This window comes from Oerskovia sp. NPDC057915, assembly GCF_042887685.1.
GTDB lineage: Bacteria > Actinomycetota > Actinomycetes > Actinomycetales > Cellulomonadaceae > Oerskovia.
The window spans coordinates 118,596-145,555 of record NZ_JBHVOS010000008.1; the positions used below are offsets into that span (position 1 = coordinate 118,596).

Here is a 26,960-nt window from a genome sequence, read left to right on the forward strand (position 1 = left end):
ACGCTGCGTCGACCGGCGCGTCGGCCGCCGCGGCCGAAGGAGCCGGGGCAGCGGCGGGGGCAGCGGACCGGCGAGCCGCAGGTGCCCCGGCGTCGTCGGGGACCGGGGGCTCGTCGTAGAGGTCGGCAGGGGGCTCCGACGCAAAGTCGGGAGGGAGGTCGGCGTACGGGTCGTGCTGGTCACGGGGGAACGAGGTCACCCAGCGATCGTAGGCGCTGGGTGGGACAGCGCGCGGTCGTGCACAGGCGAGGCCCGGCGCGTCCGACGGTGGTCCGTCGGGCGCGCCGGGCCCTCAGCGGTGCGCAGGGGCGGGCCGGCCCCCTCAGGGGCACGTCAGGAGCGCATGTCCATGACCACGCGCCCGTCGATCGCGCCCCGCTCCATCTCGCCGAAGATGTCGTTGACGTCGCTCAGCGGCCGGACGGTGTACGTCGGGGAGACCTTGCCCCGGGCGAAGAAGTCCAGGGCCTCGGCCATGTCCTTGCGGGTCCCGACGATCGAGCCGCGGACCGTCAGACCGAAGAGCACCGTCGTGAAGATGTCGAGCGGGAACTTCTCGGGGGGCAGACCCACGAGCGACACGGTGCCCCCGCGGCGCAGCGCACCGACGGCCTGGGGGAACGCGTGCGCGTTGACGGCCGTCACGAGCGCGCCGTGGACGCCGCCCCCGGTCTTCTCCTGGATCTCGGCCGCGGCGTCGGCCGAGGTGGCCGCGTTGACCGTGACCTCGGCGCCGTGCTTGCGGGCCAGGGCGAGCTTGTCGTCGTCGACGTCGACCGCGGCGACGCGGCGGCCCATGGCCACGGCGTACTGGACGGCGATGTGCCCGAGGCCGCCGATGCCGGAGATCAGGACCCACTCGCCGGGCTGGGTGTCGGTCTGCTTGAGGCCCTTGTAGACAGTGACGCCCGCGCACAGGATCGGCCCGACCGCGGAGTCCTCGACCCCCTCGGGGATGATCGGGGCGTAGCGCGAGTCGACGAGCATGTACTGGCCGAACGAGCCGTCGACCGAGTAGCCGCCGTTCTTCTGGTTCGGGCAGAGGGTCTCCCAGCCGGTCTCGCAGTACTCGCACTCGCCGCACGCGCTCCAGAGCCAGGCGTTGCCGACCTTGTCGCCGACCGCGACGCGCGTGACCTGGTCGCCGACGGCCACGACGGTGCCGACGCCCTCGTGGCCGGGCACGAACGGCGGGGACGGCTTGACCGGCCAGTCGCCGTGGGCGGCGTGCAGGTCGGTGTGACACACGCCGGTGTAGTCGACCTTGACGAGCGCTTCGAGGGGTCCGGGGGTGGGGACCTCGACGTCGTCGATCGTGAGGGGTGCGGCGAACGTGTGGACGACGGCTGCCTTCATGGTGCTCATGACTCTCCTCCAGGAGCGGACACCCGTGGTGGGTCGAGCCGTCGACTGGCGCGTCAGGCGCGACGGGACGCGCTGCGCGTCCGACGATGTCCGGCTCCTCGACCGTATCCGAGCGTGTCGGTGGGTGCGCGGCGAGGGCCGGTCGGGACCGTACGGCGGGGCGCGAAGATCCTCACCCGACGCGTCCGTGCAGGTCAGGCCTTCTTCCGCGACCGTCCCGACGCCCGACGGCGCTCGACCACGAGCGCCAGCAGCGCACCGACGAGCGCCACCCACTCGGCCACCGCGGCCGTGACCTGCTGGACGCCGCCGACGGTCTCGTTGACGCTGAAGAAGCCAACCGTCGTCGACAGGTAGAACGCGCCCAGCGTCGCGACGGAGAACCCGATCGCCCCCAGGAGCGGCAGCCAGTGCCGCCACACCAGGACGAGGAGCCCGAGCGCGAAACCCGCCACCGCGTTGAGGAGGAACAGCGGCCCGACGACCTCGATGTCCTGGTAGCCCTGGACGTAGAGGAACAGGTGCACGTCCGCCGACAGCAGCAGACCCGCGGCCGTCACGCCGCGCAGCAGCCACGCGCCGCGGGGCAGCGGCGGGGGCGTCGGAGGAGTGCCCGACGCCGGGGAGCGCCCGGTCGTCGAGCCGGCAGGGACGGTCTGGCCGGTCTGGCCGGTCCGGCCGTCGGTGGGAGGAGGGTCGGACGCGTCCATGAGGTGCTCCGAGTGCTCTGGCGCAGGTGTGCTGCGCGCCCCGGCACGCACGGGGCGCGCGTGCCGTGCGGGCGGCGTCTCGCTCGCGCGCGGCACCGGGCCCGATGCTTCAATTGAAGGACCGATCGACCCGGAACGCACGGCGGAGGGTGACCATGAGGACCTCGACCACGCAGGTGACCCAGACCCAGACCCAGACCCCAGCACCGGCACGGGCAGCGGCCCCCGCCCACGACCTCCTCTCGCGGCGCTCGCTCCTCGTGTCGGCGGGCACCGGTGCGGGCGCGCTGGTCCTCGCGGCGTGCTCGGGCGGCGGCGGAGGTGGCGGGACAGCGGGGACCACGGGCGGGGGCGGGGCGACGAGCGGGACGAGCGCGGCGCCGTCGGGCACCGTGGTCACCGCCACGGGCGACGTACCCGTGGGCGGCGCGGTCTCGGTCCAGGTCGACGGTGCCCCCTACCTCGTGACCCAGCCCGAGGAGGGGACGTTCGAGGCCTTCAGCGCGATCTGCACGCACCAGGGCTGCACGGTCGCCCCGGGCGACGGCGAGCTCGACTGCCCGTGCCACGGGTCCCGCTTCGACCTGAGCACGGGCGACGTGCTCGGCGGCCCGGCCCCCTCACCGCTGCCGCGCCTCGCCGTCACGGTCAGCGGGACCGACGTCGTCACCGCCTGACGCGCCCCGGCCCGGGCGTGACGCTCCGTCGGGCGGCCGCCGGGGCAGCCCGCCGCGGGCAGGCTCACCGCCCGCCTGCCGGACGTCCACCGCTCCCGCACGAACCGCTTCGTAGACTGTCCTGGTGACCACTCCACTCCTCGAGTCCCCGGACGGCGCACCCCAGGCGGGTGCCTCCCTCTCGCAGCCCCGCGCGCACGCCGCCTCCGAGGTGCACCTGCCGGTGCGGGCCGAGCACGCGGGGATCGAGCCGTACGGGGCGCCGCAGCTCGACGTCCCCGTCCTGCTCAACGTCAACGAGAACCCCTACGCGCCCTCGGCCGAGGTCGTCGCGACCATCGCCGCCGACGTCGCCGCGGCCGCCGCGACCCTCAACCGCTACCCGGACCGCGACTTCCTGGGGCTGCGCCAGGACCTCGCCGACTACCTCGCGGGCGAGTCGGGCGTGCGCGTGGACCCCGAGCAGCTCTGGGCCGCGAACGGGTCGAACGAGATCATGCTCCACCTGCTCCAGGCCTTCGGCGGACCGGGCCGCACCGCGCTGTCCTTCGCACCCACCTACTCGATGTACCCCGAGTACGCGCGCGACACCTCGACCGCCTGGGTCACCGGGCGCCGCGAGGAGGACTTCACGCTCGACGCCGACGCCGCCCGCGCGGCGATCGCCGAGCACGCGCCGTCCGTGATCCTCCTGGCCAGCCCCAACAACCCGACCGGCACGGCCCTGTCGCGAGAGGTCGTCGAGGCCGTGTGCGAGGCGGCGCTCGCGGTCACGCCGCGCGGCGCCGAGCCCGGCACCTCCGCGGTCGTCGTGGTCGACGAGGCGTACGGCGAGTTCCGGCGCGCCGGGGTCCCCTCGGCCCTCGAGCTGCTCGAGCGCTACCCGAACCTCGCGGTCACGCGCACCATGTCCAAGGCGTTCGCGCTGGCCGGCGCCCGCGTGGGCTACCTCGCCGCCGACCGCCCGCTCGTGGACGCGCTGCGCGTCGTCCGCCTGCCGTACCACCTGTCCGCCGCGACGCAGGCCGTCGCGCGCGCGGCGCTCAAGCACTCGGCGTCGCTGCTGGCCCAGGTCGACGACCTGCGGGCCGAGCGCGACGCCACGGTGGCCTGGCTGCGTGCCCAGCGCCCGGCCGCCCTGGGCGGCGAGCCCCTGCAGGTCGCCGACTCCGACGCGAACTTCGTCCTGTTCGGCACCTTCCCGGACCGCCACGCGATCTGGCAGGGCCTGTTGGATCGAGGCGTCCTCATCCGGGAGACTGGTCCCGACGGATGGCTGCGGGTGTCGATCGGCACGCCGCACGAGATGACGGCGTTCAAGAACGCCCTGGTGGAGGTGGCAGGACTGTGAAGCGCACCGCGCGCATCGAGCGCGCGACGTCGGAGTCGAGCGTCCTCGTCGAGCTGGACCTCGACGGGACCGGGAAGACGGACATCTCGACGACCGTCCCGTTCTACGACCACATGCTGACGGCCCTCGGCAAGCACTCGCTCATCGACCTCACGGTCAAGGCCACGGGTGACACGCACATCGACGCGCACCACACCGTCGAGGACGTCGCGATCACGATCGGCGAGGCGCTCAGGATCGCGCTGGGCGACAAGGCCGGGATCTCGCGCTTCGGCGACGCCATGGTCCCGCTCGACGAGGCGCTCGCGCTCGCGGTCGTCGACGTGTCGGGCCGCCCGTACCTCGTGCACGAGGGCGAGCCCGCGGGCCAGGAGTACCACCTCATCGGTGGACACTTCACGGGGTCGCTCACGCGCCACGTGCTCGAGTCGATCGCGCACCACGCGGCCATCTGCATCCACGTGCGCGTGCTCTCGGGCCGCGACCCCCACCACATCGTGGAGGCGCAGTTCAAGGCGCTCGCCCGCGCGCTGCGCTTCGCCGTGGCGCCCGACGCCCGGGTCGACGGCATCCCGTCGACCAAGGGCGCCCTGTGACCTCCGAGCCGACCACCCCCGCTCAGCCCGACGGGCCTGAGCACGGCGATCACCCCCGCGACCCGCGGACGACCGAGACGGACGACATGACCACCCCGCAGAACCCCGCCGACGAGCCCGAGCTGGACCTGGAGATCCCGGACGACATCTCGAGCCTGCTCACCCCGTCCTCCGACCCCGAGGTCGCCGTCCTCGTGACCCAGATCGCGGGCGCCGAGCCGCTCGCGGCGGCGTGCTCGATCGCGCAGATCGAGGTCGACGCCGTCCCCACGGGCATCGGTGCGCTCGCCGTCCTGCGCGACCTGACGGGCGACGCCCCGCAGCGGGCGGCGGCCGCCATCTCGACGCTCGTCAAGGGCGTGCCCCTGATCCTCCTCACGCGTCGTGGCGAGCAGCTCACCGCGGTGCGCTGGGAGGACGGCGTCGAGGGCGACACGCTCGCCCCCGGCCTGGTGCTCGGCGGCGCCCCCGAGGAGCTCGAGGACCTCGTGACCGGCCAGACGACCGTCGCGGACCTCCAGGGCGTCGTCCCCAGCGCGGACATCTCGCGCTGGAAGGCCATGCGCCTGCTCACGGCCTCTGCCCGCAAGGCGCGCAAGAAGTGAGCGAGGGCCCCTCGGTCGTCGTCCTCGACTACGGCTTCGGCAACGTCCGCTCGGCGGTGCGCGCGCTCGAGCGCGTCGGTGCACGGGTCGAGCTGACCGCCGACCGCGCACGCGCGTCGGAGGCCGACGGCCTGGTCGTGCCCGGCGTCGGGGCCTTCGCGGCCGTCATGGCGGGGCTCAAGGCCGTGCGCGGCGACCAGATCGTCGAGCGCCGCCTCGCGGGCGGTCGTCCCGTGCTCGGGATCTGCGTCGGCATGCAGGTCATGTTCGACGAGGGCGACGAGCACGGCACTCTCACCGAGGGCCTCGGCGAGTGGCCGGGCACCGTCGACCGGCTCGAGGCGCCCGTGGTCCCGCACATGGGGTGGGACACGGTCGAGGTGCCCGAGGGCTCGGTGCTGTTCGACGGCATCGCCGACGAGCGCTTCTACTTCGTGCACTCCTACGCGGCCCGTCACTTCTCGCTCGGTGTCGACGAGCCCGTGGGTGCGGCGTTCCGCGCCCCGCTCGTCACGTGGTCCGACCACGGCGGCCGGTTCGTCGCGGCCGTCGAGAACGGTCCGCTCTCCGCGACGCAGTTCCACCCGGAGAAGTCCGGCGACGCCGGTGCCCGCCTCCTGGAGAACTGGGTCCGTTCGCTCTGATACCCGTCCGGGCGGGGCCCGCCCCGCCCGCTGCTCGACCGTTCCATCGCGTCACCCGGCGTCCGCGCCCCGCGCTCGCGCCCACCCACTCGTGAATCCTCGGAAGGACCACCTCATGACCGATCGTCTCGTCCTGCTGCCCGCCGTCGACGTCGCCGCCGGGCAGGCGGTGCGCCTCGTCCAGGGGGAGGCGGGCTCGGAGACCTCGTACGGCGACCCGCTGTCCGCGGCCCTCGACTGGCAGGCCGGTGGCGCCGAGTGGGTGCACCTCGTCGACCTCGACGCGGCCTTCGGTCGCGGCTCGAACGCCGAGCTCCTCGCCGACGTCGTCGCGCGCCTCGACGTCAAGGTCGAGCTCTCCGGCGGCATCCGGGACGACGAGTCCCTGGCCCGCGCGCTCGCGACGGGCTGCGCGCGCGTCAACCTCGGCACCGCGGCCCTCGAGAACCCCGAGTGGACGGCCAAGGTCATCGCCGAGCACGGCGACGCGATCGCGGTCGGGCTCGACGTGCGCGGCACGACCCTCGCCGCCCGCGGCTGGACGCAGGAGGGCGGGGACCTGTGGGAGGTCCTCGAGCGCCTCGACGCGGCCGGCTGCTCGCGCTACGTCGTGACCGACGTGACCAAGGACGGGACGCTGCGCGGCCCGAACATCGACCTGCTGCGCGAGGTCGCCTCACGCACCGACGCCCCGGTCGTCGCGTCGGGCGGCATCTCGAGCCTCGCGGACCTCGAGGCGCTGCGTGCGCTCGTGGGCGAGGGTGTCGAGGGGGCCATCGTCGGCAAGGCACTGTACGCGGGCGCCTTCACGCTGCCTCAGGCCCTCGACGTGGCAGGCCGTCCGTGACCTCGTCGATCTCGCCCTCGGCGGACGCCTCGGCCTCATCTGCCGCAGGGGACCCGCACGCGGGGCACGCGCACGGCGCGTCGCCGTTCTCGAAGGGCTCGGCGGGGGAGGGGACGGGCAAGGCGCTGCCCCCGTCCTCGGGCTTCTCGGACGACGACGGCTCGGCGGACCCGGCGCTCACGAGCCTCCTCGCGGGGTTCGCGGCGGGCACGGCGAGCCTCACGGAGGTCGTCGCCCGGCTCGGTCGCACGCGACTGCTGATCCCCATCCTGGCCGAGCTCGAGAAGTCGGGCGTCGGTGAGCACGGGCAGAAGGTCGACAAGGAGGCCTCGGCAGGTGTCGTGGCGCTCGAGGCGCCCGACGGACGGCGGGCGCTCCCGGTGTTCTCGAGCGTCGCGAGCATGGCTGCCTGGCGGCCCGACGCGCGCCCGGTCCCGGTCGACGCGCCGCGGGCCGCCCTGTCGGCCGTGAGCGAGGACTGGTCCCTCCTGGTCCTCGACCCCTCGGGACCGGTCACGGTCCTGGTCCCGCGCCCGGCGGTGTGGGCGCTCGCGCAGGGCAAGCAGTGGGCGCCCGCGGTCGCGGACGGCGTCGTCGCCACCGACGTCGCAGCGGAGATCGCGGGCGCGGTCTCGGGGATCGAGCACGTCGCCGCGGTCCGCGCCGAGACGGGTCGCAGCGCGGAGGTCGCGGTCGTGCTCTCGATCGACTCGGGGCTCGACCGGCGCGGCCTGGACGCGGTGCTGGCCCAGGTCAACGCCGCCCTCGCGGGCAGCGACCTGGTCTCGGAGCGGGTCGACTCGCTCGAGCTGCGCATCGGGCGCGCCGACTGACCTGACGGCGCGACGTCGTCGGGCACGCTGCGGTGCCAGGTGGTGCCCCCGCAGGGCGCCCGACGACGTCGCCCGCCCTGCGAGGTTCGCTCGCCGGTTCAGCGGCGACGGCGCCCCAGGACCCAGCCGCCCACGAGCGCGATCACCATGGCCACAGCCTGGCCCCCCAGGATGACCCGGTTGAGGTCGAGGGCGGGGTGCCAGCGGGTTCCGTCGGGGCCCACGGAGTAGACGCCGACCGGTCGCACGTGCACGCCGTAGCCGCCGCCGCCCCCGGCTCCCTCGCCCGAGCCCTCGCCCTGCCCGGCGTCGTCGGCAGAGGGGCCCGTCGACCCGTCGAGCGCGCCGACGCCGTACCCGTAGCCCGTCCCGGTGCCGCCCCACACCTTGGCCACGGGGATCACGAGGGTCCCGTCGCGCTCGTAGGCGTCGCCGAAGACCTTGCGCACCGAGAAGGCGTCGCTCGCCGCGCGCGTGATGAAGGAGGGTTCGGGCCGACCGGCCGCGTCCTTGCTGGTGTCGCTGCTCATGCTCCGCAGCCTACGAGCAGGGCGGCAGGGTCGCGAAGGCTGACGAGTCGTCGAGCATGGCGCGCAGCGTCGAGACGGGCACGAGGAGCGACGCGTCGGTCGACTTCGCGTAGACCACGCCGATCACCTCGCCGGCCTCGTTGAGCGCCGCCGAGCCCGAGCTGCCGGGCTCGACCTGCGCGTCGGTCACGAGGACCTGGCCCAGGTTCTCGTGCAGGGGGTCGGTGGCGGTCCCCACGACCGTGCCCTGCGTGACCGTGAGCTGGCCGCCCTCGGGGTAGCCGACGACCGTCACGGTGTCGCCCTGGGCGGGGTCGGCGGCGGCGAGCGTCGGGGCCGAGGGGAGGTCGTCGCTCGTGCGCACGATCGCGAGGTCGGCGAGCCCGGCCGCGCTCGCCGTCTCGACCTGGATGTCACGGCCGTCGTACGTCAGCACCTGGAGGGACCTGGACCCCTCGACCACGTGCTTGTTGGTGATGAGCGTGCGGTCGTCGAGCGCGAAGCCAGAGCCGGTCGAGAGCGACGAGCACCCGACGTTGCGGATGCGGACCGCCATGCGCTTGACGGCGTCGAAGCCGTCGGGGGACAGGTTCTCGGACCCGACGGGGTCGGCCTGGGGGGCCACGCTGGGCACGACCGAGGTGGGCATGGGCTCGGGGAGCCCGGGCAGGACCCCGCACCCCGCGGCCAGGGTCGCGACGAGCGTCGCGGCGACGGCCGCGGTCACCGGGCGGACGAGCGGCCGGCCGGGGCGCCGTCTCCAGCTCACTTCTCGAGCTCCTTCTGGAGGTCGGTGTTGGCGGCGGTCGCGGCGTTGCACAGGTCGTCGACCTGGGTCGCGAAGCGCGCGAGGTCGTCGGGGTTGTAGGCGTCGCGGTTGTTGAGGTAGCCGATGAGCTCGTCCTGGGCGGTGGTGCACTGGCCGAGAGCCGCGGCGACCGTGCCGGCGGCCTCGGAGATGCGGGCCTGGTAGTCGAGGTACTGCTGCGAGGCCACGTTCTCGTCGCCCAGCTGGGCCTTCTCGTTCGCGAGCGCGGTGATGCGCTCCTGGGCCGTCGTGAGCTGGGAGCGCGCGGACTCGAGCTCGGCGTTCGCACCGTCGAGGTCTGCGTCGAGCCGGGCGACCTGGCGGCCGAGCTCGCGGGACTCCTTCTCCCACTGTGCGCTGCGGTCCTGCCAGCTCAGGGTCGTGACCAGGAGGTACGCCGCGAGCCCGAGCGCGACGACCAGCGCCGCGGAGAGCGCGAGGATCGCGACGGTCCTCCCGCGCCCGGACCTGGTCCGCGCAGGTCCGGTCGCCGGTCCTGCCCCGTCCGCGACGGACAGGTAGGCCTGGGTCTGCGGCGCGGCCCCGTGCGGGAGCGCGGTCGAGGTGCCCGGGACGAACGCCGGGGGAGGGGGCGGCGGCCCGGGGGTTCCGCCGGGCGGGGGCACGACGCCGCCGCCCCCGTGCGCGCTGGACGGCGGGGGAGGGGGTGTCGGCTGCCCGCCCGGCGGGGTGCTCAACTGACCGCGCCCGTGTACTTCTCGCCCGGGCCCTCGCCCAGGGCGTCGGGGTAGACCGAGGCCTCGCGGAACGCGAGCTGGAGCGAGCGCAGGCCGTCGCGGAGCGAACGCGCGTGCTGGTTGCCGATGTCGGGGGCCGAGGCCGTCACGAGCGCGGCGAGGGCGTTGATGAGCTTGCGCGCCTCGTCGAGGTCCAGGTGCTCCTTCTCGACGGCGTCCTCGGCGAGGCCGCACTTGACGGCGGCGGCGCTCATGAGGTGGACGGCGGCGGAGGTGATGACCTCGACGGCCGCGACGTCGGCGATGTCCCGGGTGGCGTCCTGGGCGATGGGGTCGTTCTCGGTAGTCATGTGCTCATCCTTCCAGAGGGAACGCGCGCCCGGGACCTGTGCGCGGCACCCGGGTCGCGCGGCTGGCGGGTGCGACGGGGCGTGAGGGTGCGCTCCGCCGTCGGGCCGGACGTGGAAGGTAAAAAGTGTGCCAAGCGACGATGCTCGACGATGCTCGACGCTGGTCGACCAGCCGGCCGGCGGTCACGAGAAGCCCGGAGGCCGGGCCCGCGGGGAGCGGACCCGGCCTCCGGGCTCCGACGACGGAGCGCGCTGACCGACGACGTCGCGCCAGGCAGCAGCGCGGGCGTCAGGAGTGCGCGGGCTCCGACGTGACGCCGGGCTCGTCGGCCGCGAGCGGGGCGACCTCGAGGGCGCTGCGCAGGGCGGCGCCCAGGTTCGCGTCCACGCTGGTCCAGTACTGGATCGCGCGCTCGCGGATCGCGATGCTCTGCACGCCGCCCACGGCGCCCGTGATGGTCTCGAGGAAGCGCGCCTTGGCCGCGTCGTCGAAGACCTCGCGGTAGAGCGTGCCGGCCTGACCGAAGTCGTCGTCCTGCGCGTGCAGCGTCGCCGCGGCGCGCGTCAGCTCACCGTCCGACTCCCAGGACCCGACGCCCGCACGTGCCTCGTCGGCCACGGGGCCACCCAGGCTGTTGGGCGCGTAGACCGGCGTCGTAGGCGCGTTGAACCCGTGACGCTGCGCACCGTCCTGCGAGTAGTTGTGCACCGGCGCCGCGTGCGGGGCGTTGACCGGGATCTGGTGGTAGTTCGTGCCCACGCGGTAGCGCTGCGCGTCCGGGTAGGAGAACACGCGGGCCATGAGCATCTTGTCGGGGCTGATGTCGATGCCCGGCACCGTGTTCGCGGGGGAGAACGCCGCCTGCTCGATCTCCGCGAAGAAGTTCTGCGGGTTGCGGTTGAGCGTGTGCGTCCCGACCTTGACGAGCGGGTAGTCCGCGTGCGGCCAGACCTTCGTCAGGTCGAACGGGTTGAAGCGGTACGTCTTGGCGTCCTCGTAGGGCATGACCTGGACGTACAGGTCCCACGACGGGAACTCGCCGGCCTCGATGGCCTCGTACAGGTCGCGACGGTAGTGGTCGGCGTCGGCGCCCGCGATGAGCTCGGCCTCCGCCCCCTCCATCTCGACGTTGCCCTGGTTCGACGTGAAGTGGTACTTGACCCAGAAGCGCTCGCCCGCAGCGTTGATCCACTGGTAGGTGTGCGAGCCGAAGCCCGGCATCTCGCGCCACGAGCGCGGCAGGCCACGGTCGCCCATGAGGTAGGTGACCTGGTGCGCGGACTCGGGGGACAGGGTCCAGAAGTCCCACTGCATGTCGGCGTCGCGCAGGCCCGAGCCCGGCAGGCGCTTCTGCGAGTGGATGAAGTCGGGGAACTTGATGCCGTCACGGATGAAGAAGACGGGGGTGTTGTTGCCGACGATGTCGTAGTTGCCCTCGGTCGTGTAGAACTTCACCGAGAACCCGCGCACGTCGCGCCAGGTGTCGGGGGAGCCCTGCTCGCCCGCGACGCTCGAGAAGCGCTGCAGCGTCTCGGTGCGCGCGCCCGGCTGGAACACGGCCGCACGGGTGTACGCCGAGACGTCCTCCGTGACGACGAACTCGCCGAACGCGCCGCCGCCCTTGGCGTGCACGATGCGCTCCGGGATGCGCTCGCGGTTGAACTGCGCGAGCTTCTCGACCAGGTAGCGGTCGTGCAGCGCGGTCGCGCCGTCGGTGCCCGCGGTCAGCGAGTGCGCGTCGCTCGGGACGGGGGCGCCCGTCTGGGTCGTGGTGAAGGGGGTGTTCGTCATCGTCTTCTCCTTCAGGTTGAGGGCGCTGAGGGCCCAGGGCCTGTATCTGGGTAGGGGGCGGTAGGGACAGGTGCTCCGGGGAGCGGTGAGGGGGACGAGGAGGTCGGCGGGACCCGCCCGGACGCGAGGGGTCCGGCGTCAGTCCGCGCAGTCGGGACACAGACCCCAGTAGGTGACCTCGGCGGTGTCGATCGTGAAGCCGCTGCTCCCGCTGGGGGTCAGGCACGGCGCGTGCCCGACCGCGCAGTCGATGTCCGCGACGGCGCCGCACGAGCGGCACACCACGTGGTGGTGGTTGTCGCCCAGGCGCCGTTCGTAGCGGGCCGGGTGGCCCGCGGGTTCGATGCGGCGCAGGAGGCCGTGCTCGGTGAGGGCGTTCAGGACGTCGTAGACGGCCTGGACGGACACCGAGCCGAGGACCTCGCGCGTCGCTCGCAGCACGTCGTCCGCGTCGGCGTGCTGCTGCCGGGTGACCACGTCGAGGACCGCGAGGCGGGCGGCGGTCACCCGGAGCCCGCTGTCGCGGAGCTCGGTCTCGTGGTCCGCGGGGCGGATCGTCTTCTCGGTGGGCACGTCCTCACTCTACCCACATTCTCTGGAAGAGTTCCATTGATGGAGGATGTCCAGTGTGTTGCGTGTCGATGAACGAGCGAGGTCGCGTCCCGGGCGCGCGGAGCCCCCGGTCGTGCGTGCTATTCTTGGTGGCTGACCGACCCGTAGGTTCTCGTCGAGGCTCCAGCTGGTGCTTCGACGACCGGATCACGGGTGCGCAAAGTGGATTCCATCCCACCTGAGCTTCAACTGCTGACGATCGTCACGACAGAGGCCGGGTCTCGGTCCGGAGCGTCGCCGTTCTTCACGGTGGCGCGACGGTGTGTTCGTCGCACCCCGCGACGACCCGATCGATGGCCTCCTCCCTGCGCTCTGGGACGGGGGCCTTTCCCGTTCCTGGTGGTCTACCGACGACTTCCTAGGAGCATCACATCAGCGAGCCTCGCATCAACGATCGGATCCGTGTCCCCGAGGTCCGACTTGTCGGCCCAGGTGGGGAGCAGGTCGGCGTCGTCCGCATTGAGGTCGCCCTGAGCCTTGCCCAGGACGCTGACCTCGACCTGGTGGAGGTCGCCCCCGACGCACGCCCGCCGGTGTGCAAGCTCATGGACTACGGCAAGTTCAAGTACGAGTCGGACATGAAGGCCCGTGAGGCTCGCCGGAACCAGGCGAACACGGTCCTCAAGGAGATCCGTTTCCGTCTGAAGATCGACCCGCACGACTACGGCACCAAGAAGGGCCACGTCGAGCGCTTCCTCGCCGCCGGCGACAAGGTCAAGGTCATGATCATGTTCCGTGGCCGCGAGCAGTCGCGCCCGGAGATGGGTGTCCGCCTCCTGCAGCGCCTCGCCGACGACGTCGCCGAGCTCGGCTTCATCGAGAGCATGCCCAAGCAGGACGGGCGCAACATGGTCATGGTGCTCGGCCCGGTCAAGAAGAAGGCCGAGGCCAAGAGCGAGCAGCGCAAGCGTGCTCAGGAGGCCGAGCCCCGCCAGACGAAGTCGGCCGCCAAGTCCGCTCCGGTCGAGGTCTCCGAGGAGCCCGCTGACGGCGGTGACGTGCCCTTCGAGGTGCAGGTCGCCGAGGCCGCCGAGCTCGTCGCGTCGGCCGAGGCCGCTGCCGCGGCCAAGGCTGCTGCCGCTCCCGAGCCCGCGCCGGCCCCCGCCGCTGCTCCGGCAGCAGCGCCCAAGGCTGCCGCCCCCAAGGCCGCACCCCGCACGTCCGCCCCGAAGGCCGCGCCCAAGGCTGCTGCTCCGGCAGCACCTGCGGCCACGCCCAAGCCCGTGACGGCTCCCAAGCCCGTCGCGGTGCCCAAGCCGGCCGCACTGCCCAAGCCTCCGGCCCCCCGGCCGGCAGCGCCCAGGCCGAGCGCGGCCAAGCCGAAGCCCGGCGGCAAGCCCAGCTGACCAACTGACACCGAGCCAGGCCCACCGGCCACGGCCCGAACACGTCGGGTCCCTCCCGGGATCTCGACCAGACAAAGGAGAAACGGCAGCCATGCCGAAGAACAAGACGCACTCCGGCGCTAAGAAGCGGTTCCGCATCACCGGCAGCGGCAAGGTCATGCGCGAGCAGGCCAACAAGCGCCACCTGCTCGAGCACAAGTCGAGCACCCGCACGCGTCGCCTGTCTGCTGACCAGGTCGTCGCCCCCGCTGACGTCAAGAAGATCAAGAAGCTGCTCGGTAAGTGATCTGCCTGGTGGTCGCGCCCCTGGTGCTGATCACCGCTGAGTCCCTACCTGAGCCCCGAACTGCAAGGAGCATCACGTGGCACGCGTGAAGCGGGCGGTCAACGCCCAGAAGAAGCGCCGTACAACTCTCGAGCGCGCTGCGGGTTACCGCGGCCAGCGTTCGCGTCTCTACCGGAAGGCGAAGGAGCAGGTCACCCACTCCCTCGTCTACTCCTACCGCGACCGCAAGGCGCGCAAGGGCGACTTCCGTCGTCTGTGGATCCAGCGCATCAACGCTGCGTCCCGCGCGCAGGGCCTGACGTACAACCGCCTCATCCAGGGCCTCAAGGCCGCTGGCATCGAGGTCGACCGTCGCGTCCTCGCTGACCTCGCGGTCAACGACGTCACGGTCTTCAACGCGCTCGTCCAGGCTGCGAAGGACGCTCTGCCTGCCGACGTGAACGCCCCGAAGGCTGCTGCCTGATCATCGAGCAGCGACTCTTCTCACCGGACGCCCGCACAGTGAACGATCTGTCCTCAGATCGCCCCGTACCGTTCTTCCGCCGCGTTCCCGAGGTCTCGAACCCTCGGAGCGACCGGGTCAAGGCGGTCCGGGCACTGTCCGGGCGTCCGGCGCGTTCGCGCCACCAGCAGTTCCTCGTCGAGGGACCGCAGGGGGTGCGTGAGGCCGTCCGGCACGGCGCGCGGCTCGTCCGTGACGTGTACGTGACGTCGTCGGCCGCCGACCGCTACGCCGAGATCGTCGACGACGCGCTCGCCGAGGGCCTGCGCGTGCACCTCACGACGCCCGACGCGTTCGAGGCCATGAGCTCGGACGCCCAGGGAATCCTCGCGGTCGTCCGGACCCAGGACCTCGCGCTCGACGACGCGGTCTCGGCCTCGCCGCGGCTCGTCGCGGTCCTCGCGACCGTGCGGGACCCCGGCAACGCGGGCACGGTGATCCGTGCCGCGGACGCCGCCGGCGCCGACCTGGTCGTCCTCGCGGGCGAGAGCGTCGACGTGCACAACCCCAAGGTCGTACGCTCCACAGCGGGCTCGCTGTTCCACGTCCCCGTCGTGACGGGCGTGAGCCTCGTCGAGACGGTCGACGCGCTGCGTGCCGCCGGTCTGGCCGTCCTGGCCGCCGACGGCGCCGGGGACCACGACCTCGACGACCTGCTGGACGTCGCCGGTCGTGCGCCTGCCGAGACTCCGGACCTCGCCCGGCCGACCGCGTGGATCTTCGGCAACGAGGCCTGGGGCCTCCCGCCCGAGGACCGTGAGCTCGCCGACGCGGTCGTGAGCGTCCCGATCCGAGGTCAGGCGGAGTCGCTCAACCTCGCGACCGCAGCGACGGTCTGCTTGTACGCGTCGAGCCGGGCGCACCGCCCGCACCGCGCGGACACGCCCGCCTCGCCCACGGACGTTCCCGACGGCACGGACGGGGCCCTGTGAGGGGACGGTCGGTGCGACTGTTCGCGGCCCTGTACCCCTCGGACGAGGCACTCGACCACCTGGGGCTCGCGCTCTCCGCCCTCGGTGCGGTCGCCCTCGACGACGGACGGCCCTCGGTGCGCTGGACCCCTCGCGACCTCATGCACCTCACGGTCGCCTTCTTCGGCGAGGTCGCCGAGGGGGCGGCGGACGACCTGGCCGGGGCGCTCGACGCGGTCGCCCGGGACGCGGGACCGCTGACGCTGCACCTGCGCGGCGCCGGGACGTTCGAGGACCGCATCCTGTTCGCGGGCGCGGGTGGCGACACGGAAGACCTGCGACGTCTGAGCGCCGCGACCGCGGAGGCGGCCTCCGACGTCGGGCTGCGGCTCGACCGGAGGCCCCGCCAGCGCGCCCACCTGACCGTGGCGCGCGCCTCCGGTCCGCGCCGGACCGGCCGTCGCAGGACCGACCCGCAGCCCACCGGCCCAGGACTCGGCGAGCTCGCGCACGCCCTCGCCGTCTACGAGGGACCGCGATTCACCGCGGACGAGCTCTGCCTCGTCGAGTCGACCCCGGGGGCCGGGCGCAGCGGCGGCCCGCTGTACGAGGTCGTGCGGACGTTCGGGCTCGGCGAGCACCGCTGACGCCGCTCGGCCCGTGGGCGGCCGGTCCGGCTGGACCCGCCGCCGGGCCGCGAGGGCCGGGCCCACGCCCCCCGGGCGCGCGCCCCGCACCCTCCGAGGCCGCGCCCCGCGCCCACGCCCACGGCGCGGCGGTGTGGGACGATGAGGACATGCAGCGCGATGATCGCCGATTTACGTGGCCCGCTCGAGGGCCGCGCGGCTGACGCTGCGCACGTCGACCACAGGCCACCGCGCGGTGGCCCCGGATCGACCGGTCGTGCCCCGGCGGGCGCTCTAGAATCTTCAGTTGGACGCGCGAGGTGACCTCTGCGCGTCCGATCCCGATCCCGCCAGGAAGGCACGCATGTCCACCCCTGATCCGGTCCAGCCCGCCGCGCCCTCGCCGCTCGACGGCCCCGCGCTCGAGACCGTCCTCTCCGAGGCCCTCGCGGCCGTCGAGGCCGCCCGCGACCTCGACGAGCTCAAGACGGTGCGTCTCGAGCACACCGGCGACCGCAGCGCCCTCGCGCTCGCGAACCGCCAGATCGGCCAGCTCGCGCCCGCCGACAAGGCCGCCGCGGGCAAGCTCCTCGGCCCCGTCCGTGGCCGCCTCAACCAGGCGCTCGCCGCGCGCACGCAGGTCCTCGAGGCCGAGCGCGACGAGCGTGTCCTGGTCGAGGAGTCGGTCGACGTGACGCTCCCCGTCGACCGTGCACCCGCCGGTGCTCGGCACCCGCTCGAGACGCTCCAGGAGCGCGCCGCGGACTTCTTCACGGCCATGGGCTGGGAGATCGCGGAGGGCCCGGAGATCGAGGCCGAGTGGTTCAACTTCGACGCCCTCAACTTCGGTCCGGACCACCCGGCCCGTCAGATGCAGGACACGTTCTTCCTCCAGGCGCCGACAGGACCCGACGGCGAGCCCGGTGAGCCGTCGAACCTCGTGCTGCGCACGCACACGTCGCCCGTGCAGGCCCGCACGCTCCTCGAGCGCGAGCTGCCCGTGTACATCGCGTGCCCCGGCAAGGTGTTCCGCACCGACGAGCTCGACGCGACGCACACACCCGTCTTCCACCAGGTCGAGGGCCTCGCGGTCGACAAGGGGCTGACCATGGCGCACCTGCTCGGGACGCTCGACCACTTCGCCAAGGCGATGTTCGGTCCTGAGGCCCGCACGCGCCTGCGCCCCTCGTTCTTCCCCTTCACCGAGCCCAGCGCCGAGATGGACCTGTGGTTCCCCCAGAAGAAGGGCGGGGCCGGCTGGATCGAGTGGGGTGGCTGCGGCATGGTCAACCCGAACGTCCTGCGCTCCGCGGGGATCGACCCCGAGGTGTACTCGGGCTTCGCGTTCGGCATGGGCATCGAGCGCACGCTCATGCTGCGCCACGGAATTGCTGACATGCACGACATGGTGGAGGGCGACGTCCGCTTCTCGACCCAGTTCGGAATGGGGATCTGATGCCGAACATCGTCATCGACTGGCTCGGCGAGCACGTCGAGCTGCCGGAAGGCCTGACGGCCGAGACGCTGGCCGCCGCGCTCGTGAAGGTCGGCCTGGAGGAGGAGGCGATCCACGGGTCGTCCGTCACCGGTCCGCTCGTCGTGGGCCAGGTCGTCTCGGTCGAGCCCGAGGAGCAGAAGAACGGCAAGGTCATCAACTGGTGCCAGGTCGACGTCGGGGCGCACAACGTCGACGGCGTCCCCGTCGCCGAGGGCGGGACCCCGCGCGGCATCATCTGCGGCGCGCACAACTTCGGCCCGGGCGACCGCGTCGTCGTCGCGCTGCCCGGCGCCGTGCTGCCCGGACCCTTCCCCATCGCGAGCCGCAAGACCTACGGCCACGTCTCGGACGGCATGATCTGCTCGGCCAAGGAGCTGGGGCTGGGGCAGGACCACGACGGCATCATCGTGCTCGACCGCTACGGGTACTCCCCGGAGACCGGCTACGACACGACGCCCGGCACCGACGCGCTCGAGCTCCTGGGTCTGGGCGACGAGGTCCTCGAGATCAACGTCACCCCGGACCGCGGGTACTGCTTCTCCTACCGCGGCGTGGCCCGCGAGTTCTCGCACTCCACGGGTGCGGCCTTCACGGACCGCGGGCTCCCGTCGGGCGACCTGCCCGGCGTGACGCCCGACGGCTTCCCCGTCGAGGTCGAGGACGACGCCCCGATCCACGGCGTGACCGGTTGCGACCGGTTCGTCACCCGGATCGTGCGCGGCATCGACCCGCAGGCGCCGACCCCGGCGTGGATGCAGCGCCGCCTGACCCAGGCGGGCATGCGCCCCATCTCGCTCGCGGTCGACATCACGAACTACGTCATGCTCGACCTCGGTCAGCCCCTGCACGCCTACGACCTCGCGAAGGTCGCAGGGCCGATCGTCGTGCGCCGCGCGACACCGGGGGAGCGGCTCACGACGCTCGACGCCGTCGACCGCCGCCTCGACGTCGAGGACCTGCTCATCACCGACTCGCCCGAGGGGGCGCGCGCCTCGCGGGTGCTCGGGATCGCGGGCGTCATGGGCGGGGCGTCGAGCGAGGTCAGCGCGACCACGACGGACGTCCTGGTCGAGGCCGCGCACTTCGACCCGATCACGGTGGCGCGTTCCGCCCGCCGCCACAAGCTGCCCTCCGAGGCGGCCAAGCGCTTCGAGCGCGGCGCCGACCCCGCGCTGCCGCCCGTCGCGGCGCAGCGCGTCGTCGACCTGCTCGTCGAGCTCGGTGGCGGCACGGCGGACGACGCCGTGAGCGACCTCAACGCGGTCGTCCCCGTCACCCCGATCGTGTTCCCGATCCACGAGGCCGAGCGCCTCGTCGGGGTCGCGTACACGTCGGAGCAGGTGCGTGGCGTGCTCGCCGAGATCGGCTGCACGGTCCGCGACCTCGACGGTGGCACGACCCTCGAGGTCACCCCGCCGACGTGGCGCCCCGACCTGACGGGCGCCGCGGAGCTCGTCGAGGAGATCGCGCGCCTCGTCGGCTACGACAAGATCCCGTCGATCCTCCCGCCCGCCCCGGCTGGTCGCGGGCTGACGACGTCGCAGCAGCTGCGCCGTTCGGTCGCCCGTGCCCTCGCGGAGGCCGGGTTCGTCGAGACGCTCAGCTACCCGTTCGTGAACCCGCAGTCGCACGACGACCTGCGTCTGCCCGCCGCCGACGACCGTCGTCGCGCCCTGCGGCTCGTCAACCCGCTCGCGGACGACCACCCCGAGATGCGCACGAACCTGCTGACGACGCTGCTCGGCACGCTCAAGCGCAACGTGGGCCGTGGGAACACCGACCTGGCGATCTTCGAGATCGGCCTCGTGACGCGCCCCGTGGCCGGTGCGCCGGCGGCCCCGCAGCTCCCGGGCGGCGTCCGCCCGAGCGAGCAGGACCTCGAGACCCTGCAGGCCGCGGTCCCGCCGCAGCCCCGCCGGGTCGCGGGCGTCCTGACAGGTCAGCGTCAGGCCTCGGGCTGGTGGGGCGCGGGTCGCGCGGCCGACTGGACCGACGCGCTGGCCGCAGCACGGCTCGTCGCCGAGCGCGTCGGCGCCCAGGTGAGCGTGGTCGCCGACCACGACCACGCGCCGTGGCACCCGGGCCGGACGGCGAGGCTCGAGCTGGCGGACGGGACCGTCGTCGGGCACGCGGGCGAGCTGCACCCCAAGGTGCTCGAGACGCTCGGCCTGCCCGCGCGGACCGTCGCGTTCGAGGTCGACCTCGACGCGCTGATCGCCGCCGCACCGGGGCAGCCCGTCCAGGCGGAGCCCGTCTCGTCGTTCCCGCTCGCGAAGGAGGACCTGGCGCTCGTCGTCGACGCCTCCGTGCCGGCCTCGGCCGTGCGTGCCGCGATCGAGGACGGGGCGGGCGAGCTGCTCGAGGAGCTCGCGCTGTTCGACGTCTACACCGGACCCCAGGTCGGCGAGGGCAAGAAGTCCCTCGCGTTCTCGCTGCGGCTGCGCGGCACCGACCGCACGCTCACCGCGGAGGACTCCGCGGCCGTGCGCGCCGCGGCGGTCGCCGCGGCGCACGAGAAGGTCGGGGCCGAGCTCCGTGGCTGACGTCACCACCGTGGCCCCCGCGCGCACCGCCCTCGTCACGGGTGGTGCGCGCGGGATCGGCCGCGCGGTCGTGCTGGGGCTCGCCCACGCGGGCCTCGACGTCGCGGTGCTGGGCCGGGACGCGTCCCGCGTGGACGACGTCGTCGCGCAGGTCCGCGCGCTGGGTCGCCGCTCCGTGGGCCTGGTCGCGGACGTGGGCGACCCCGCAGCCGTGGACGCCGCCGTCGCGCGGGCCGAGGCCGAGCTGGGCGGGATCGACCTCCTGGTCAACAACGCCGGGCGCATCGACGCCGAGGTCCCGCTGTGGGAGGCGGACCCGGACGAGTGGTGGTCCGTCATGGAGACCAACGTGCGCGGGCCGTTCCTGCTCGCGCGCGCGGTCGTCCCGGGGATGCTCGCGCGGGGCGGTGGGCGGGTCGTCGACCTGAACTCTGGTGCCGGGTCGCACGACATGGACGGCGCGAGCGCGTACAACGCGAGCAAGACCGCGCTGCTGCGCATCGGGTCGAACCTGCACCTGTCGGGCCACGCCCGGGGGCTGCGGACGTTCGAGGTCGCGCCCGGCGTGGTGCAGACCGACCTGACCGCGTCGATGGACATGCACGTGGGGCGCACCGAGTGGACGCCCGTCGAGCGGACGGTCGAGATGGTCGTCGCGATCGCGGGCGGCGAGCTCGACGCGTGGTCGGGGACGTTCGTGCGGGTCACGCACGACTCGCCCGCGTCGCTGCGGGCGGCCGCCACGGCCGGCTCCGAGGGTGCGGAGGCCGTGCCGGGTCCCGAGGCGCGCCGCTTGCGCGTGACGCGCTTCGGCGACGACGACCCCATGCCGGGAGCGCTCCCGGCACGCTGACCCGTCCGCGCCGGTCGTCGGTCAGTGGTGGTGGCCGTGCCGGCCGAGGGTCTCCACGGCGGTGGCCCCCGGCCGCGTCCACTGCGGCACAGGACGCGTGGACTCGCTCCAACCGGCCACGCCGTCCGCGTCTGACCGCCAGAACCAGCCCGGGCCCCGGCCTGCGGGCCAGCCCTCGGGGTCGACCTCCCAGGCCTCGCCGCGGCCGTACGGCGTCATGTCCAGCAGGGCGAACGCGGGGTTGGTCGGCTCGGTGCCACGGCCCGTCGTGCGGTAGGTGAGGAACACGTCGTCGCCGTCGCGCAGGAAGAACGAGAGGTAGCCCATCTCGCCGCCGACGGGCGCCTCCAGGTCGCGCACCGAGTACCAGGGCTGGGTGTAGCCCATGAACTCGACGTACGGGGCGACCTCGTCCCACGCCCCGGTCGTCACGAGAGCGAACGAGACGCCGCGCGCGTTGAGGTACACGGCGTCCTTCAGGTGCCACGCCGTCCAGGTGCAGCCCTCGCACTGGCCCTGGTGCGGCGCGCCGTCGTGCCACATGTGCTGGTAGACCACGAGCTCGTCGCGACCCTGGAAGAGGTCCAGGAACGGGACGGGGCCGTCGGGACCGACGACCTCCACGGTGCCGTCGACCCTCGCCATGGGCAGCCGCCGCCGGGCCGCGGCGATGGCATCACCCTCGTGGGTGTGCGCCTTCTCCCGGACCAGGAGCGCGTCCCGGGTGGCTTCCCAGGTGGCCAGGTCGACGACGGGCGGGCGGCCTGACGGGGCTGCGGTCGGGTCCTCGGGCGGGGTCGTCATGGTGTCCTCCGTGCGGGCTCGTGCAGGGCCGCGCCGGACGGCGCTCACCTGCGGTCACGAGGGCAGACTCGGGACCGGGCCGGAACTCATCGTCGGTGGCGCTGCCCGTCAGTGGTTTCGGCGCCCGCGCGAGGCGCCGAACGGGCCGCCCACGAACAGCCCCAGACCGAGCACGAAGCCGAAGTCGTACCAGTTCCCGTTGTTGTGGACCTCGTAGATGTTCACCGTGTCGGTGAACAACGAGACCACGAACGTCACGGGCACGATGATGCCCTGCCACAGGCCGAGCCAGAACCCGGCCGGGCTGCCGTCCGCGGTGGGCGTGCCCACGTCGGGGTTGGGACCCGGGGCGCAGGCCGCGAGCGCGAGCGCCCCGACGACCAGTGCCGCGGCGAGGACGACGCGTCGGGCTCGTGCGGACGTGAGCGCCGTACGTGCGGAGTCGTGGGGTGAGACGTCGTGCGTCGGGCGCATGGCCGACCTCCTCGTGGCTGGACCGGACGGTCGCCCCCAGCATCCGCCGTGGCGCGGCTCGGCTCAACCGGAGGGCGTCGGTCGCGCTCGGTACGCTGCCGGACATGTACGCCGCGACCCCACCCCACGCCCAGGGACTCCTCGACGTCGGCGACGGCCACGAGATCTGGTGGGAGGTGCGGGGCAACCCGGACGGCAAGCCCGCGGTCGTGCTGCACGGCGGTCCGGGAGCGGGGTGCACCCCGGGTTCGGCTCGGCCGTTCGACCCCGAGAGGTACCGGGTCGTGCTGCTCGACCAGCGCGGATGCGGTCGGAGCCGGCCGCTCGCGAGCGACGACGACGCCGACCTGCAGGCCAACACCACGGCCCACCTGCTCGCGGACGTCGAGCTCCTGCGCAAGCACCTGGGCATCGACGCGTGGCTGGTCCTCGGGACCTCGTGGGGCGCGACGCTCGGGCTTGCGTACGCCGTGGCGCACCCGGAGCACGTGACGGAGGTGGTCCTGGGCGCGGTCACGAGCACGACTGCCCGCGAGGTCGAGTGGATCACGCGCGAGATGGGGCGGCTCTTCCCCGAGGAATGGGACCGGTTCGTCGCCGAGGTGCCCGTGGCGGAGCGCGCCGGCAACCTCGCGGCGGCCTACGCCCGCCTGCTCGCCTCTTCGGACCGAGCGGTGCGTGAGCGCGCGGCGGCGGCCTGGTGCCGCTGGGAGGACGTGCACGTCTCGCTGGTGCACGGCTTCGAGCGGTGGGACCGCTACGACGACCCGACCTTCCGGCTGCTGTTCGCGCGCCTCGTGACGCACTACTGGTCCCATGCGGCGTTCCTGCCCGACGGCGCACTGCTGGCCGGGGTGCGCGCGCTCGGCGGGGTCCCGGCCGTCCTGGTGCACGGGCGCCAGGACGTGTCGGGACCGCTCGACGTCGCATGGCGCCTGCACCAGGCGTGGCCGGGGAGCGAGCTCGTGGTGCTCGAGGGCGCAGGGCACGGGGGACCAGGGTTCCCGGAGGCGCTGGTCGCGGCGACGGACCGGTTCGCGGGCTAGCCCGCGCGCCGGTCCGGTACGGTGGTGGCTCCACGCTGCCCCGCCTGCCCCACCTGCCCCGCAGTCGACGACGACCACCGAGGTGAGCGCCATGCCCCGCCGTTCCGCACTGCTCCTCGGAGTCCTGGTCGTGTCGTGCGGCTCGCTCGCGCTCGGTGCCGCGCTCGGCGCGGCCGGACCGGTCGCCGTGCCCGCCGAGGGGCCGTGGTCCGTCCATGTCGAGGGCCCGTCCGAGGGTGACGCGGAGTGCGCGGCGGATCCTGCCGTCGCCTTCGCCCTGACCCCGGCGATCATGCCCCCGGTCGGGACGTCGTTCGGGCTGGTCCCCGACGCCACCCGCGCCGACCTGGAGCGCGTCGTGTCGTGTCTGGCGAAGCACGTGTCGACGTCGCGGATCAGTGTCGTGCCGACCGGGACCCCGGCGTCCCCCTGACCGCGTCGCAGGGCGGGTCGCCGGGCGGGTCGACGGTGCTGGTGCCACCTGGCAAGCGGCAGCCCCCGGGTGTGCCGTCCGCCCGCTAGAGTTCCCTGCGAAGACACGGGGTGCCCGCTCCCACGAGCCGGGCTGAGATCACACCCGTCGAACCTGATCTAGCTAGCACTAGCGAAGGGATGTCGGCAATGTCGCTTGCTGCCACCACACCTGTCCTGCCCGTACCCGCCCGCACGCCGGCGGCGGACGCCCAGGCCGCGGACGAGCACGGCGCGTCGCGGGGGGCCGAGCCCTCCCGCCCTCGCGTCCTGTCGATCGCCGGCACGGACCCGACCGGGGGCGCCGGGATCCAGGCGGACCTCAAGGCGTTCGCGGCCCACGGCGCCTACGGCATGGCGGTCACGACCGCTCTCGTCGCGCAGAACACGCACGGCGTCCGCACGGTCCACGTCCCCGGCGCGGACTTCCTCGCCGAGCAGCTCGACGCGGTCTCCGACGACGTGGTGATCGACGCCGTGAAGATCGGCATGGTCGCCGACGAGCCCAACGCACGGGCGATCGCCGCGTGGCTGGGGCGCGTGCGGCCGCCGTTCGTCGTGCTGGACCCCGTCATGGTCGCCACGAGCGGCCACCGCCTGCTCGACGAGGGGGCCGAGCAGGCCGTGCGTGAGCTGGTCGCGCTCGCCGACCTCGTGACCCCCAACCTCCCCGAGCTCGCCGTCCTCGTCGGCGAGCCCGCCGCGACCACCTGGCCCGACGCCCTCGCCCAGGCGAGGCGCCTGCACGCGGCGAGCGGCGCCGTCGTGCTCCTGAAGGGTGGTCACCTCACAGGGGAGGAGTCACCCGACGCGCTGGTGGGCGCTCGCGGGCCCGACGACGTCACGACCTTCTCCGCGCCCCGCGTCGACACCGTGCACACCCACGGGACCGGGTGCTCGCTGTCGGCGGCGGTCGCCGCGCTGCGACCCCGGCGGGACGGCTGGGAGAGCGCGACGCGCGACGCCAAGACCTGGCTGACCGGGGCGCTCCGGGCCGGGGGAGCGCTCGCGGTGGGCACGGGCCGCGGACCCGTCGACCACCTGGCGCACCTGCCCGCGCTGGGGCAGCGGACGTTCTCCGAGGAGGCGTGGGAGCGCGTCGCGGGCTGGCGCGAGGCCGTCGAGAGCATGGGGTTCGTGCGGGCGCTCGCGGACGGGAGCCTCGCGGCCGGGGACTTCGGGTTCTACCTCGCGCAGGACGCCGCGTACCTCGCCGAGTACTCGCGTGTGCTGTCGCGGGCGAGCCAGCTCGCGCCGACGCCCGAGGCGCGGCAGTTCTTCGCCGGCGCCGCGGTCGAGTCGCTCGAGGTCGAGCAGGCGCTGCACCGCGACTGGTTGGGCGAGCACGCCGGGATGGACCGCGGGGCGGTCGAGAGCGTCGACCCGTCGCCCGTGACGGCCGCCTACACCAACCACCTGCACGCGGCCTCGAACGGGTCCTACGCGGAGACGGTCGCGGCCCTGCTGCCGTGCTACTGGCTGTACTCGCACGTCGGCGACGTCCTGGTGCGCCGGGCGGGGGACCTCGACGGGCACCCCTACGCGCGGTGGATCTCGCTCTACGGCGACCCGGCCTTCGCCGAGGCCACGCGCACCGCGTGCTCGTTCGCCGACGAGGCCGCGCGCTGGGCCTCGCCCGCCGAGCGCGAGCGCATGCTGCGCGCGTTCGAGCTGTCCTCGATGCACGAGTACCTGTTCTTCGAGCAGGGGCTGACGCGACCGACCTGGCCCGCGCCGCCTCTCGCTGCGCGCTGATCTCCCGCCGAGGAGCGAGCAGTCGCCCCGGACCTGGCTCGACCCGGGGCGACGGCTGACCTCTCGCCGCGGGAGTCGCTAGACGCTCTGCGCGCCGCCGTCCGGGTACCCGCAGTCGTACCCGGGTGGCCACCAGCGCCACGTCGTGGTGACCTCGCTGGTCGAGACGCCCTCCGGGCGGTCGGCCAGGCACTGCGTGCGCATCTGGTCGAGCCCGACGGTCAGGTAGTACACCGCGAGCACGCCCGTGAAGACGACCACGAGGACCGTCACCGCCAGGCGCAGGCGGCGGTCGGAGCGGCGGGTGGGCTCGTCCTCGCCGGGCCGTGGCGGGACCCAGTCCCAGCTCACGGGGCGGGGTCCGTCGTCGGGCCGGAGGCGGCGCCGGTGCCGGTGACTCCGTCGCTGCCGGGCTCGAGGTCCGGCACGAGCAGGACCTTGCCGGTCGTCGCGCGCCCCTCCAGGGCGCGGTGCGCGTCGGCGGCGCGCGCGAGCGGGAACGTCGCGCCCACGCGCACGTCGAGGTCTCCCGACGCGACGAGCGCGAACACCTCGCTCGCCCGGTCGAGGAGCTCGGCGCGCGTCGCGGTGTAGTCGTCGAGCTTGGGGCGCGTCGTGAACAGCGAGCCGCCCTTGTTGAGGCGTTGCAGGTCGAACGGCGGCACCTGGCCCGAGGACCCGCCGAACAGCACGAGCATGCCGCGGCGGCGCAACGACGCGAGGGACGCCTCGAACGTGTCCTTGCCGACCGAGTCGTAGACGACGGCGACGCCGCGCCCGCCCGTGAGGTCGCGCACGATCGCGGGCAGCTCGGACGTGAGGTCGTCGAGCTCGGCGTAGTTCACGACGTCGGAGGCTCCGGCCGCGCGCGACAGCTCGGCCTTGGCCTCGGTCGAGACGGTCGTGATGACGCGCGCGCCGCGGCGCACCGCGAGCTGGGTCGCGAGCAGCCCGACGCCGCCGGCGCCCGCGTGCAGCAGGACGTCGTCGCCGGGCTGGACCGGGTACGTCGAGGTCACGAGGTAGTGGGCGGTGAGCCCCTGCAGGCCGACGGCCGCCGCGACGCGCAGGTCGACCGACGCCGGGACCGGGATCGCGACGTCGGCGGGGACGACGACCTGCTCGGCGTACGAGCCGAACGCGTTGGTCCACGCGACGTGGTCGCCGGGCTCGAAGTCAGCGACCCCCGGGCCGACCGCGGTGACGACGCCGGCGCCCTCGGTCCCGACCACGTGGGGATACGCCATCGGGTACACCCCGGCCCGCCGGTAGGTGTCGATGAAGTTGACCCCGGCCGCCGCGACGTCGACGAGGAGCTCGCCGGGTCCGGGGACGGGGGTCGGGAGCTCGACGAGCTCGAGGACGTCGGGGCCGCCTGCCTGGAGTGCCTGGATCACGCGCATGGGGTCAGCCTAGGTGGCGGGACC

General features: G+C 73.7%; 29 protein-coding genes, 1 pseudogene and 1 riboswitch. Of the genes and pseudogenes, 18 read left to right on the plus strand and 12 right to left on the minus strand.

What is annotated here, in order from left to right; all coding sequences use genetic code 11:
* Positions 1 to 333: 333 nt before the first annotated feature.
* Both adhP and ACFVQ3_RS07510 read right to left on the minus strand, forming a co-directional pair.
* Complete coding sequence (gene adhP, locus ACFVQ3_RS07505; protein WP_387637004.1) at positions 334 to 1,365, minus strand: alcohol dehydrogenase AdhP; 1,032 nt, start codon at positions 1,363 to 1,365, stop codon at positions 334 to 336.
* 194 nt (positions 1,366 to 1,559) lie between these two features.
* Positions 1,560 to 2,075, minus strand: a complete 516-nt coding sequence (locus ACFVQ3_RS07510; protein ID WP_387637007.1) for a hypothetical protein — start codon at positions 2,073 to 2,075, stop codon at positions 1,560 to 1,562.
* Positions 2,076 to 2,230: 155 nt separating this feature from the next.
* Between ACFVQ3_RS07510 and ACFVQ3_RS07515 the strand changes: the two genes are divergently transcribed.
* From ACFVQ3_RS07515 to ACFVQ3_RS07545, 7 genes are all read left to right on the plus strand, one after another.
* A complete protein-coding gene (locus ACFVQ3_RS07515) occupies positions 2,231 to 2,752 on the plus strand; it encodes a Rieske (2Fe-2S) protein (RefSeq protein ID WP_387637009.1) in 522 nt (173 codons plus the stop codon).
* Between the two features lie 211 nt (positions 2,753 to 2,963).
* A complete protein-coding gene (locus tag ACFVQ3_RS07520; RefSeq protein WP_387637111.1) occupies positions 2,964 to 4,103 on the plus strand; it encodes a histidinol-phosphate transaminase in 1,140 nt (379 codons plus the stop codon).
* Positions 4,100 to 4,699: an imidazoleglycerol-phosphate dehydratase HisB gene (gene hisB / locus ACFVQ3_RS07525; protein ID WP_191790683.1), complete on the plus strand. Its 600-nt coding sequence runs from the start codon at positions 4,100 to 4,102 to the stop codon at positions 4,697 to 4,699. The genes ACFVQ3_RS07520 and hisB overlap by 4 nt, the downstream gene beginning before the upstream one ends.
* 86 nt (positions 4,700 to 4,785) lie before the next feature.
* The gene (locus ACFVQ3_RS07530) at positions 4,786 to 5,304 is read left to right on the plus strand and encodes a hypothetical protein (protein ID WP_387637011.1); all 519 of its coding nucleotides are present in this window, start codon (positions 4,786 to 4,788) and stop codon (positions 5,302 to 5,304) included.
* Positions 5,301 to 5,948, plus strand: coding sequence for an imidazole glycerol phosphate synthase subunit HisH (gene hisH / locus ACFVQ3_RS07535; protein ID WP_387637013.1), 648 nt, complete (start codon positions 5,301 to 5,303; stop codon positions 5,946 to 5,948). The genes ACFVQ3_RS07530 and hisH overlap by 4 nt, the downstream gene beginning before the upstream one ends.
* A 115-nt stretch (positions 5,949 to 6,063) precedes the next feature.
* Positions 6,064 to 6,795, plus strand: coding sequence for a bifunctional 1-(5-phosphoribosyl)-5-((5-phosphoribosylamino)methylideneamino)imidazole-4-carboxamide isomerase/phosphoribosylanthranilate isomerase PriA (gene priA, locus ACFVQ3_RS07540; RefSeq protein WP_387637015.1), 732 nt, complete (start codon positions 6,064 to 6,066; stop codon positions 6,793 to 6,795).
* Entirely contained in the window at positions 6,792 to 7,628 is an 837-nt protein-coding gene (locus ACFVQ3_RS07545) for an SseB family protein (RefSeq protein WP_387637017.1), read from the plus strand. Before priA ends, ACFVQ3_RS07545 begins: the two co-directional genes overlap by 4 nt.
* A gap of 98 nt (positions 7,629 to 7,726) precedes the next feature.
* On the opposite strand, the gene ACFVQ3_RS07550 is transcribed toward ACFVQ3_RS07545, so the two are convergent.
* The 6 genes from ACFVQ3_RS07550 to ACFVQ3_RS07575 form a co-directional block, all read right to left on the minus strand.
* Positions 7,727 to 8,158 (minus strand): spore germination protein GerW family protein, encoded by a 432-nt coding sequence (locus ACFVQ3_RS07550; RefSeq protein WP_387637019.1) that lies wholly within the window; start codon positions 8,156 to 8,158, stop codon positions 7,727 to 7,729.
* Between the two features lie 10 nt (positions 8,159 to 8,168).
* A complete protein-coding gene (locus tag ACFVQ3_RS07555; RefSeq protein WP_387637021.1) occupies positions 8,169 to 8,927 on the minus strand; it encodes a S1C family serine protease in 759 nt (252 codons plus the stop codon).
* Positions 8,924 to 9,592 carry a hypothetical protein gene (locus ACFVQ3_RS07560; protein ID WP_387637023.1) on the minus strand — a complete coding sequence of 223 codons (669 nt, stop codon included), beginning with the start codon at positions 9,590 to 9,592 and terminating at the stop codon, positions 8,924 to 8,926. The genes ACFVQ3_RS07555 and ACFVQ3_RS07560 overlap by 4 nt, the downstream gene beginning before the upstream one ends.
* Before the next feature lie 68 nt (positions 9,593 to 9,660).
* Positions 9,661 to 10,014: a DUF1844 domain-containing protein gene (locus ACFVQ3_RS07565; RefSeq protein ID WP_030150476.1), complete on the minus strand. Its 354-nt coding sequence runs from the start codon at positions 10,012 to 10,014 to the stop codon at positions 9,661 to 9,663.
* Between the two features lie 289 nt (positions 10,015 to 10,303).
* Complete coding sequence (locus ACFVQ3_RS07570) at positions 10,304 to 11,806, minus strand: catalase (protein ID WP_387637025.1); 1,503 nt, start codon at positions 11,804 to 11,806, stop codon at positions 10,304 to 10,306.
* 138 nt (positions 11,807 to 11,944) lie between these two features.
* Positions 11,945 to 12,379, minus strand: a complete 435-nt coding sequence (locus tag ACFVQ3_RS07575) for a Fur family transcriptional regulator (RefSeq protein ID WP_387637027.1) — start codon at positions 12,377 to 12,379, stop codon at positions 11,945 to 11,947.
* A gap of 410 nt (positions 12,380 to 12,789) precedes the next feature.
* Between ACFVQ3_RS07575 and infC the strand changes: the two are divergent.
* From infC to ACFVQ3_RS07615, 8 genes and pseudogenes are all read left to right on the plus strand, one after another.
* Positions 12,790 to 13,330: pseudogene (infC, locus tag ACFVQ3_RS07580) on the plus strand (translation initiation factor IF-3); the annotation flags it as partial.
* A gap of 525 nt (positions 13,331 to 13,855) precedes the next feature.
* Positions 13,856 to 14,050 (plus strand): 50S ribosomal protein L35, encoded by a 195-nt coding sequence (gene rpmI, locus ACFVQ3_RS07585; RefSeq protein WP_030150472.1) that lies wholly within the window; start codon positions 13,856 to 13,858, stop codon positions 14,048 to 14,050.
* Between the two features lie 76 nt (positions 14,051 to 14,126).
* Positions 14,127 to 14,513 carry a 50S ribosomal protein L20 gene (rplT, locus tag ACFVQ3_RS07590; RefSeq protein ID WP_030150471.1) on the plus strand — a complete coding sequence of 129 codons (387 nt, stop codon included), beginning with the start codon at positions 14,127 to 14,129 and terminating at the stop codon, positions 14,511 to 14,513.
* A 38-nt stretch (positions 14,514 to 14,551) separates the two neighbouring features.
* A complete protein-coding gene (locus ACFVQ3_RS07595) occupies positions 14,552 to 15,484 on the plus strand; it encodes a TrmH family RNA methyltransferase (RefSeq protein ID WP_387637029.1) in 933 nt (310 codons plus the stop codon).
* Between the two features lie 11 nt (positions 15,485 to 15,495).
* Positions 15,496 to 16,110: an RNA 2',3'-cyclic phosphodiesterase gene (thpR, locus tag ACFVQ3_RS07600; protein ID WP_387637032.1), complete on the plus strand. Its 615-nt coding sequence runs from the start codon at positions 15,496 to 15,498 to the stop codon at positions 16,108 to 16,110.
* A 343-nt stretch (positions 16,111 to 16,453) separates the two neighbouring features.
* The gene (gene pheS, locus ACFVQ3_RS07605) at positions 16,454 to 17,545 is read left to right on the plus strand and encodes a phenylalanine--tRNA ligase subunit alpha (protein WP_387637035.1); all 1,092 of its coding nucleotides are present in this window, start codon (positions 16,454 to 16,456) and stop codon (positions 17,543 to 17,545) included.
* Positions 17,545 to 20,130: a phenylalanine--tRNA ligase subunit beta gene (pheT, locus tag ACFVQ3_RS07610; RefSeq protein ID WP_387637038.1), complete on the plus strand. Its 2,586-nt coding sequence runs from the start codon at positions 17,545 to 17,547 to the stop codon at positions 20,128 to 20,130. The genes pheS and pheT overlap by 1 nt, the downstream gene beginning before the upstream one ends.
* Positions 20,123 to 20,983 carry an SDR family NAD(P)-dependent oxidoreductase gene (locus ACFVQ3_RS07615; protein ID WP_387637040.1) on the plus strand — a complete coding sequence of 287 codons (861 nt, stop codon included), beginning with the start codon at positions 20,123 to 20,125 and terminating at the stop codon, positions 20,981 to 20,983. The genes pheT and ACFVQ3_RS07615 overlap by 8 nt, the downstream gene beginning before the upstream one ends.
* Positions 20,984 to 21,004: 21 nt before the next feature.
* Here the strand turns inward: ACFVQ3_RS07615 and ACFVQ3_RS07620 are convergent, their stop codons facing one another.
* Both ACFVQ3_RS07620 and ACFVQ3_RS07625 read right to left on the minus strand, forming a co-directional pair.
* Positions 21,005 to 21,787, minus strand: coding sequence for a DUF899 family protein (locus ACFVQ3_RS07620; protein ID WP_387637043.1), 783 nt, complete (start codon positions 21,785 to 21,787; stop codon positions 21,005 to 21,007).
* 108 nt (positions 21,788 to 21,895) lie between these two features.
* Positions 21,896 to 22,261 carry a hypothetical protein gene (locus ACFVQ3_RS07625; protein WP_387637046.1) on the minus strand — a complete coding sequence of 122 codons (366 nt, stop codon included), beginning with the start codon at positions 22,259 to 22,261 and terminating at the stop codon, positions 21,896 to 21,898.
* Between the two features lie 104 nt (positions 22,262 to 22,365).
* Between ACFVQ3_RS07625 and pip the strand changes: the two genes are divergently transcribed.
* From pip to thiD, 3 genes are all read left to right on the plus strand, one after another.
* Positions 22,366 to 23,307: a prolyl aminopeptidase gene (pip, locus tag ACFVQ3_RS07630; RefSeq protein WP_387637049.1), complete on the plus strand. Its 942-nt coding sequence runs from the start codon at positions 22,366 to 22,368 to the stop codon at positions 23,305 to 23,307.
* A gap of 91 nt (positions 23,308 to 23,398) precedes the next feature.
* Positions 23,399 to 23,740, plus strand: coding sequence for a hypothetical protein (locus tag ACFVQ3_RS07635; protein ID WP_387637052.1), 342 nt, complete (start codon positions 23,399 to 23,401; stop codon positions 23,738 to 23,740).
* A 96-nt stretch (positions 23,741 to 23,836) separates the two neighbouring features.
* Positions 23,837 to 23,937: riboswitch (TPP riboswitch) on the plus strand.
* Positions 23,929 to 25,533: a bifunctional hydroxymethylpyrimidine kinase/phosphomethylpyrimidine kinase gene (thiD, locus tag ACFVQ3_RS07640; RefSeq protein WP_387637055.1), complete on the plus strand. Its 1,605-nt coding sequence runs from the start codon at positions 23,929 to 23,931 to the stop codon at positions 25,531 to 25,533. (Overlaps the previous riboswitch by 9 nt.)
* A gap of 78 nt (positions 25,534 to 25,611) precedes the next feature.
* Here thiD and ACFVQ3_RS07645 read toward each other — a convergent pair whose 3' ends face one another.
* Positions 25,612 to 25,884 (minus strand): hypothetical protein, encoded by a 273-nt coding sequence (locus ACFVQ3_RS07645; protein ID WP_387637058.1) that lies wholly within the window; start codon positions 25,882 to 25,884, stop codon positions 25,612 to 25,614.
* Complete coding sequence (locus tag ACFVQ3_RS07650) at positions 25,881 to 26,936, minus strand: quinone oxidoreductase family protein (protein WP_387637061.1); 1,056 nt, start codon at positions 26,934 to 26,936, stop codon at positions 25,881 to 25,883. The genes ACFVQ3_RS07645 and ACFVQ3_RS07650 overlap by 4 nt, the downstream gene beginning before the upstream one ends.
* Positions 26,937 to 26,960 lie beyond the last annotated feature (24 nt).

Coding starts and splice junctions, on each gene's coding strand:
- pip (WP_387637049.1), top strand. CDS start 22,366: ATGTACGCCGCGACCCCACCCCACGCCCAGGGACTCCTCGACGTCGGC.
- ACFVQ3_RS07650 (WP_387637061.1), bottom strand. CDS start 26,936: ATGCGCGTGATCCAGGCACTCCAGGCAGGCGGCCCCGACGTCCTCGAG.
- ACFVQ3_RS07620 (WP_387637043.1), bottom strand. CDS start 21,787: ATGACGACCCCGCCCGAGGACCCGACCGCAGCCCCGTCAGGCCGCCCG.
- ACFVQ3_RS07635 (WP_387637052.1), top strand. CDS start 23,399: ATGCCCCGCCGTTCCGCACTGCTCCTCGGAGTCCTGGTCGTGTCGTGC.
- ACFVQ3_RS07565 (WP_030150476.1), bottom strand. CDS start 10,014: ATGACTACCGAGAACGACCCCATCGCCCAGGACGCCACCCGGGACATC.
- ACFVQ3_RS07515 (WP_387637009.1), top strand. CDS start 2,231: ATGAGGACCTCGACCACGCAGGTGACCCAGACCCAGACCCAGACCCCA.
- thiD (WP_387637055.1), top strand. CDS start 23,929: ATGTCGCTTGCTGCCACCACACCTGTCCTGCCCGTACCCGCCCGCACG.
- pheS (WP_387637035.1), top strand. CDS start 16,454: ATGTCCACCCCTGATCCGGTCCAGCCCGCCGCGCCCTCGCCGCTCGAC.
- ACFVQ3_RS07510 (WP_387637007.1), bottom strand. CDS start 2,075: ATGGACGCGTCCGACCCTCCTCCCACCGACGGCCGGACCGGCCAGACC.
- ACFVQ3_RS07550 (WP_387637019.1), bottom strand. CDS start 8,158: ATGAGCAGCGACACCAGCAAGGACGCGGCCGGTCGGCCCGAACCCTCC.
- rpmI (WP_030150472.1), top strand. CDS start 13,856: ATGCCGAAGAACAAGACGCACTCCGGCGCTAAGAAGCGGTTCCGCATC.
- ACFVQ3_RS07570 (WP_387637025.1), bottom strand. CDS start 11,806: ATGACGAACACCCCCTTCACCACGACCCAGACGGGCGCCCCCGTCCCG.
- ACFVQ3_RS07625 (WP_387637046.1), bottom strand. CDS start 22,261: ATGCGCCCGACGCACGACGTCTCACCCCACGACTCCGCACGTACGGCG.
- ACFVQ3_RS07530 (WP_387637011.1), top strand. CDS start 4,786: ATGACCACCCCGCAGAACCCCGCCGACGAGCCCGAGCTGGACCTGGAG.
- adhP (WP_387637004.1), bottom strand. CDS start 1,365: ATGAGCACCATGAAGGCAGCCGTCGTCCACACGTTCGCCGCACCCCTC.
- pheT (WP_387637038.1), top strand. CDS start 17,545: ATGCCGAACATCGTCATCGACTGGCTCGGCGAGCACGTCGAGCTGCCG.
- priA (WP_387637015.1), top strand. CDS start 6,064: ATGACCGATCGTCTCGTCCTGCTGCCCGCCGTCGACGTCGCCGCCGGG.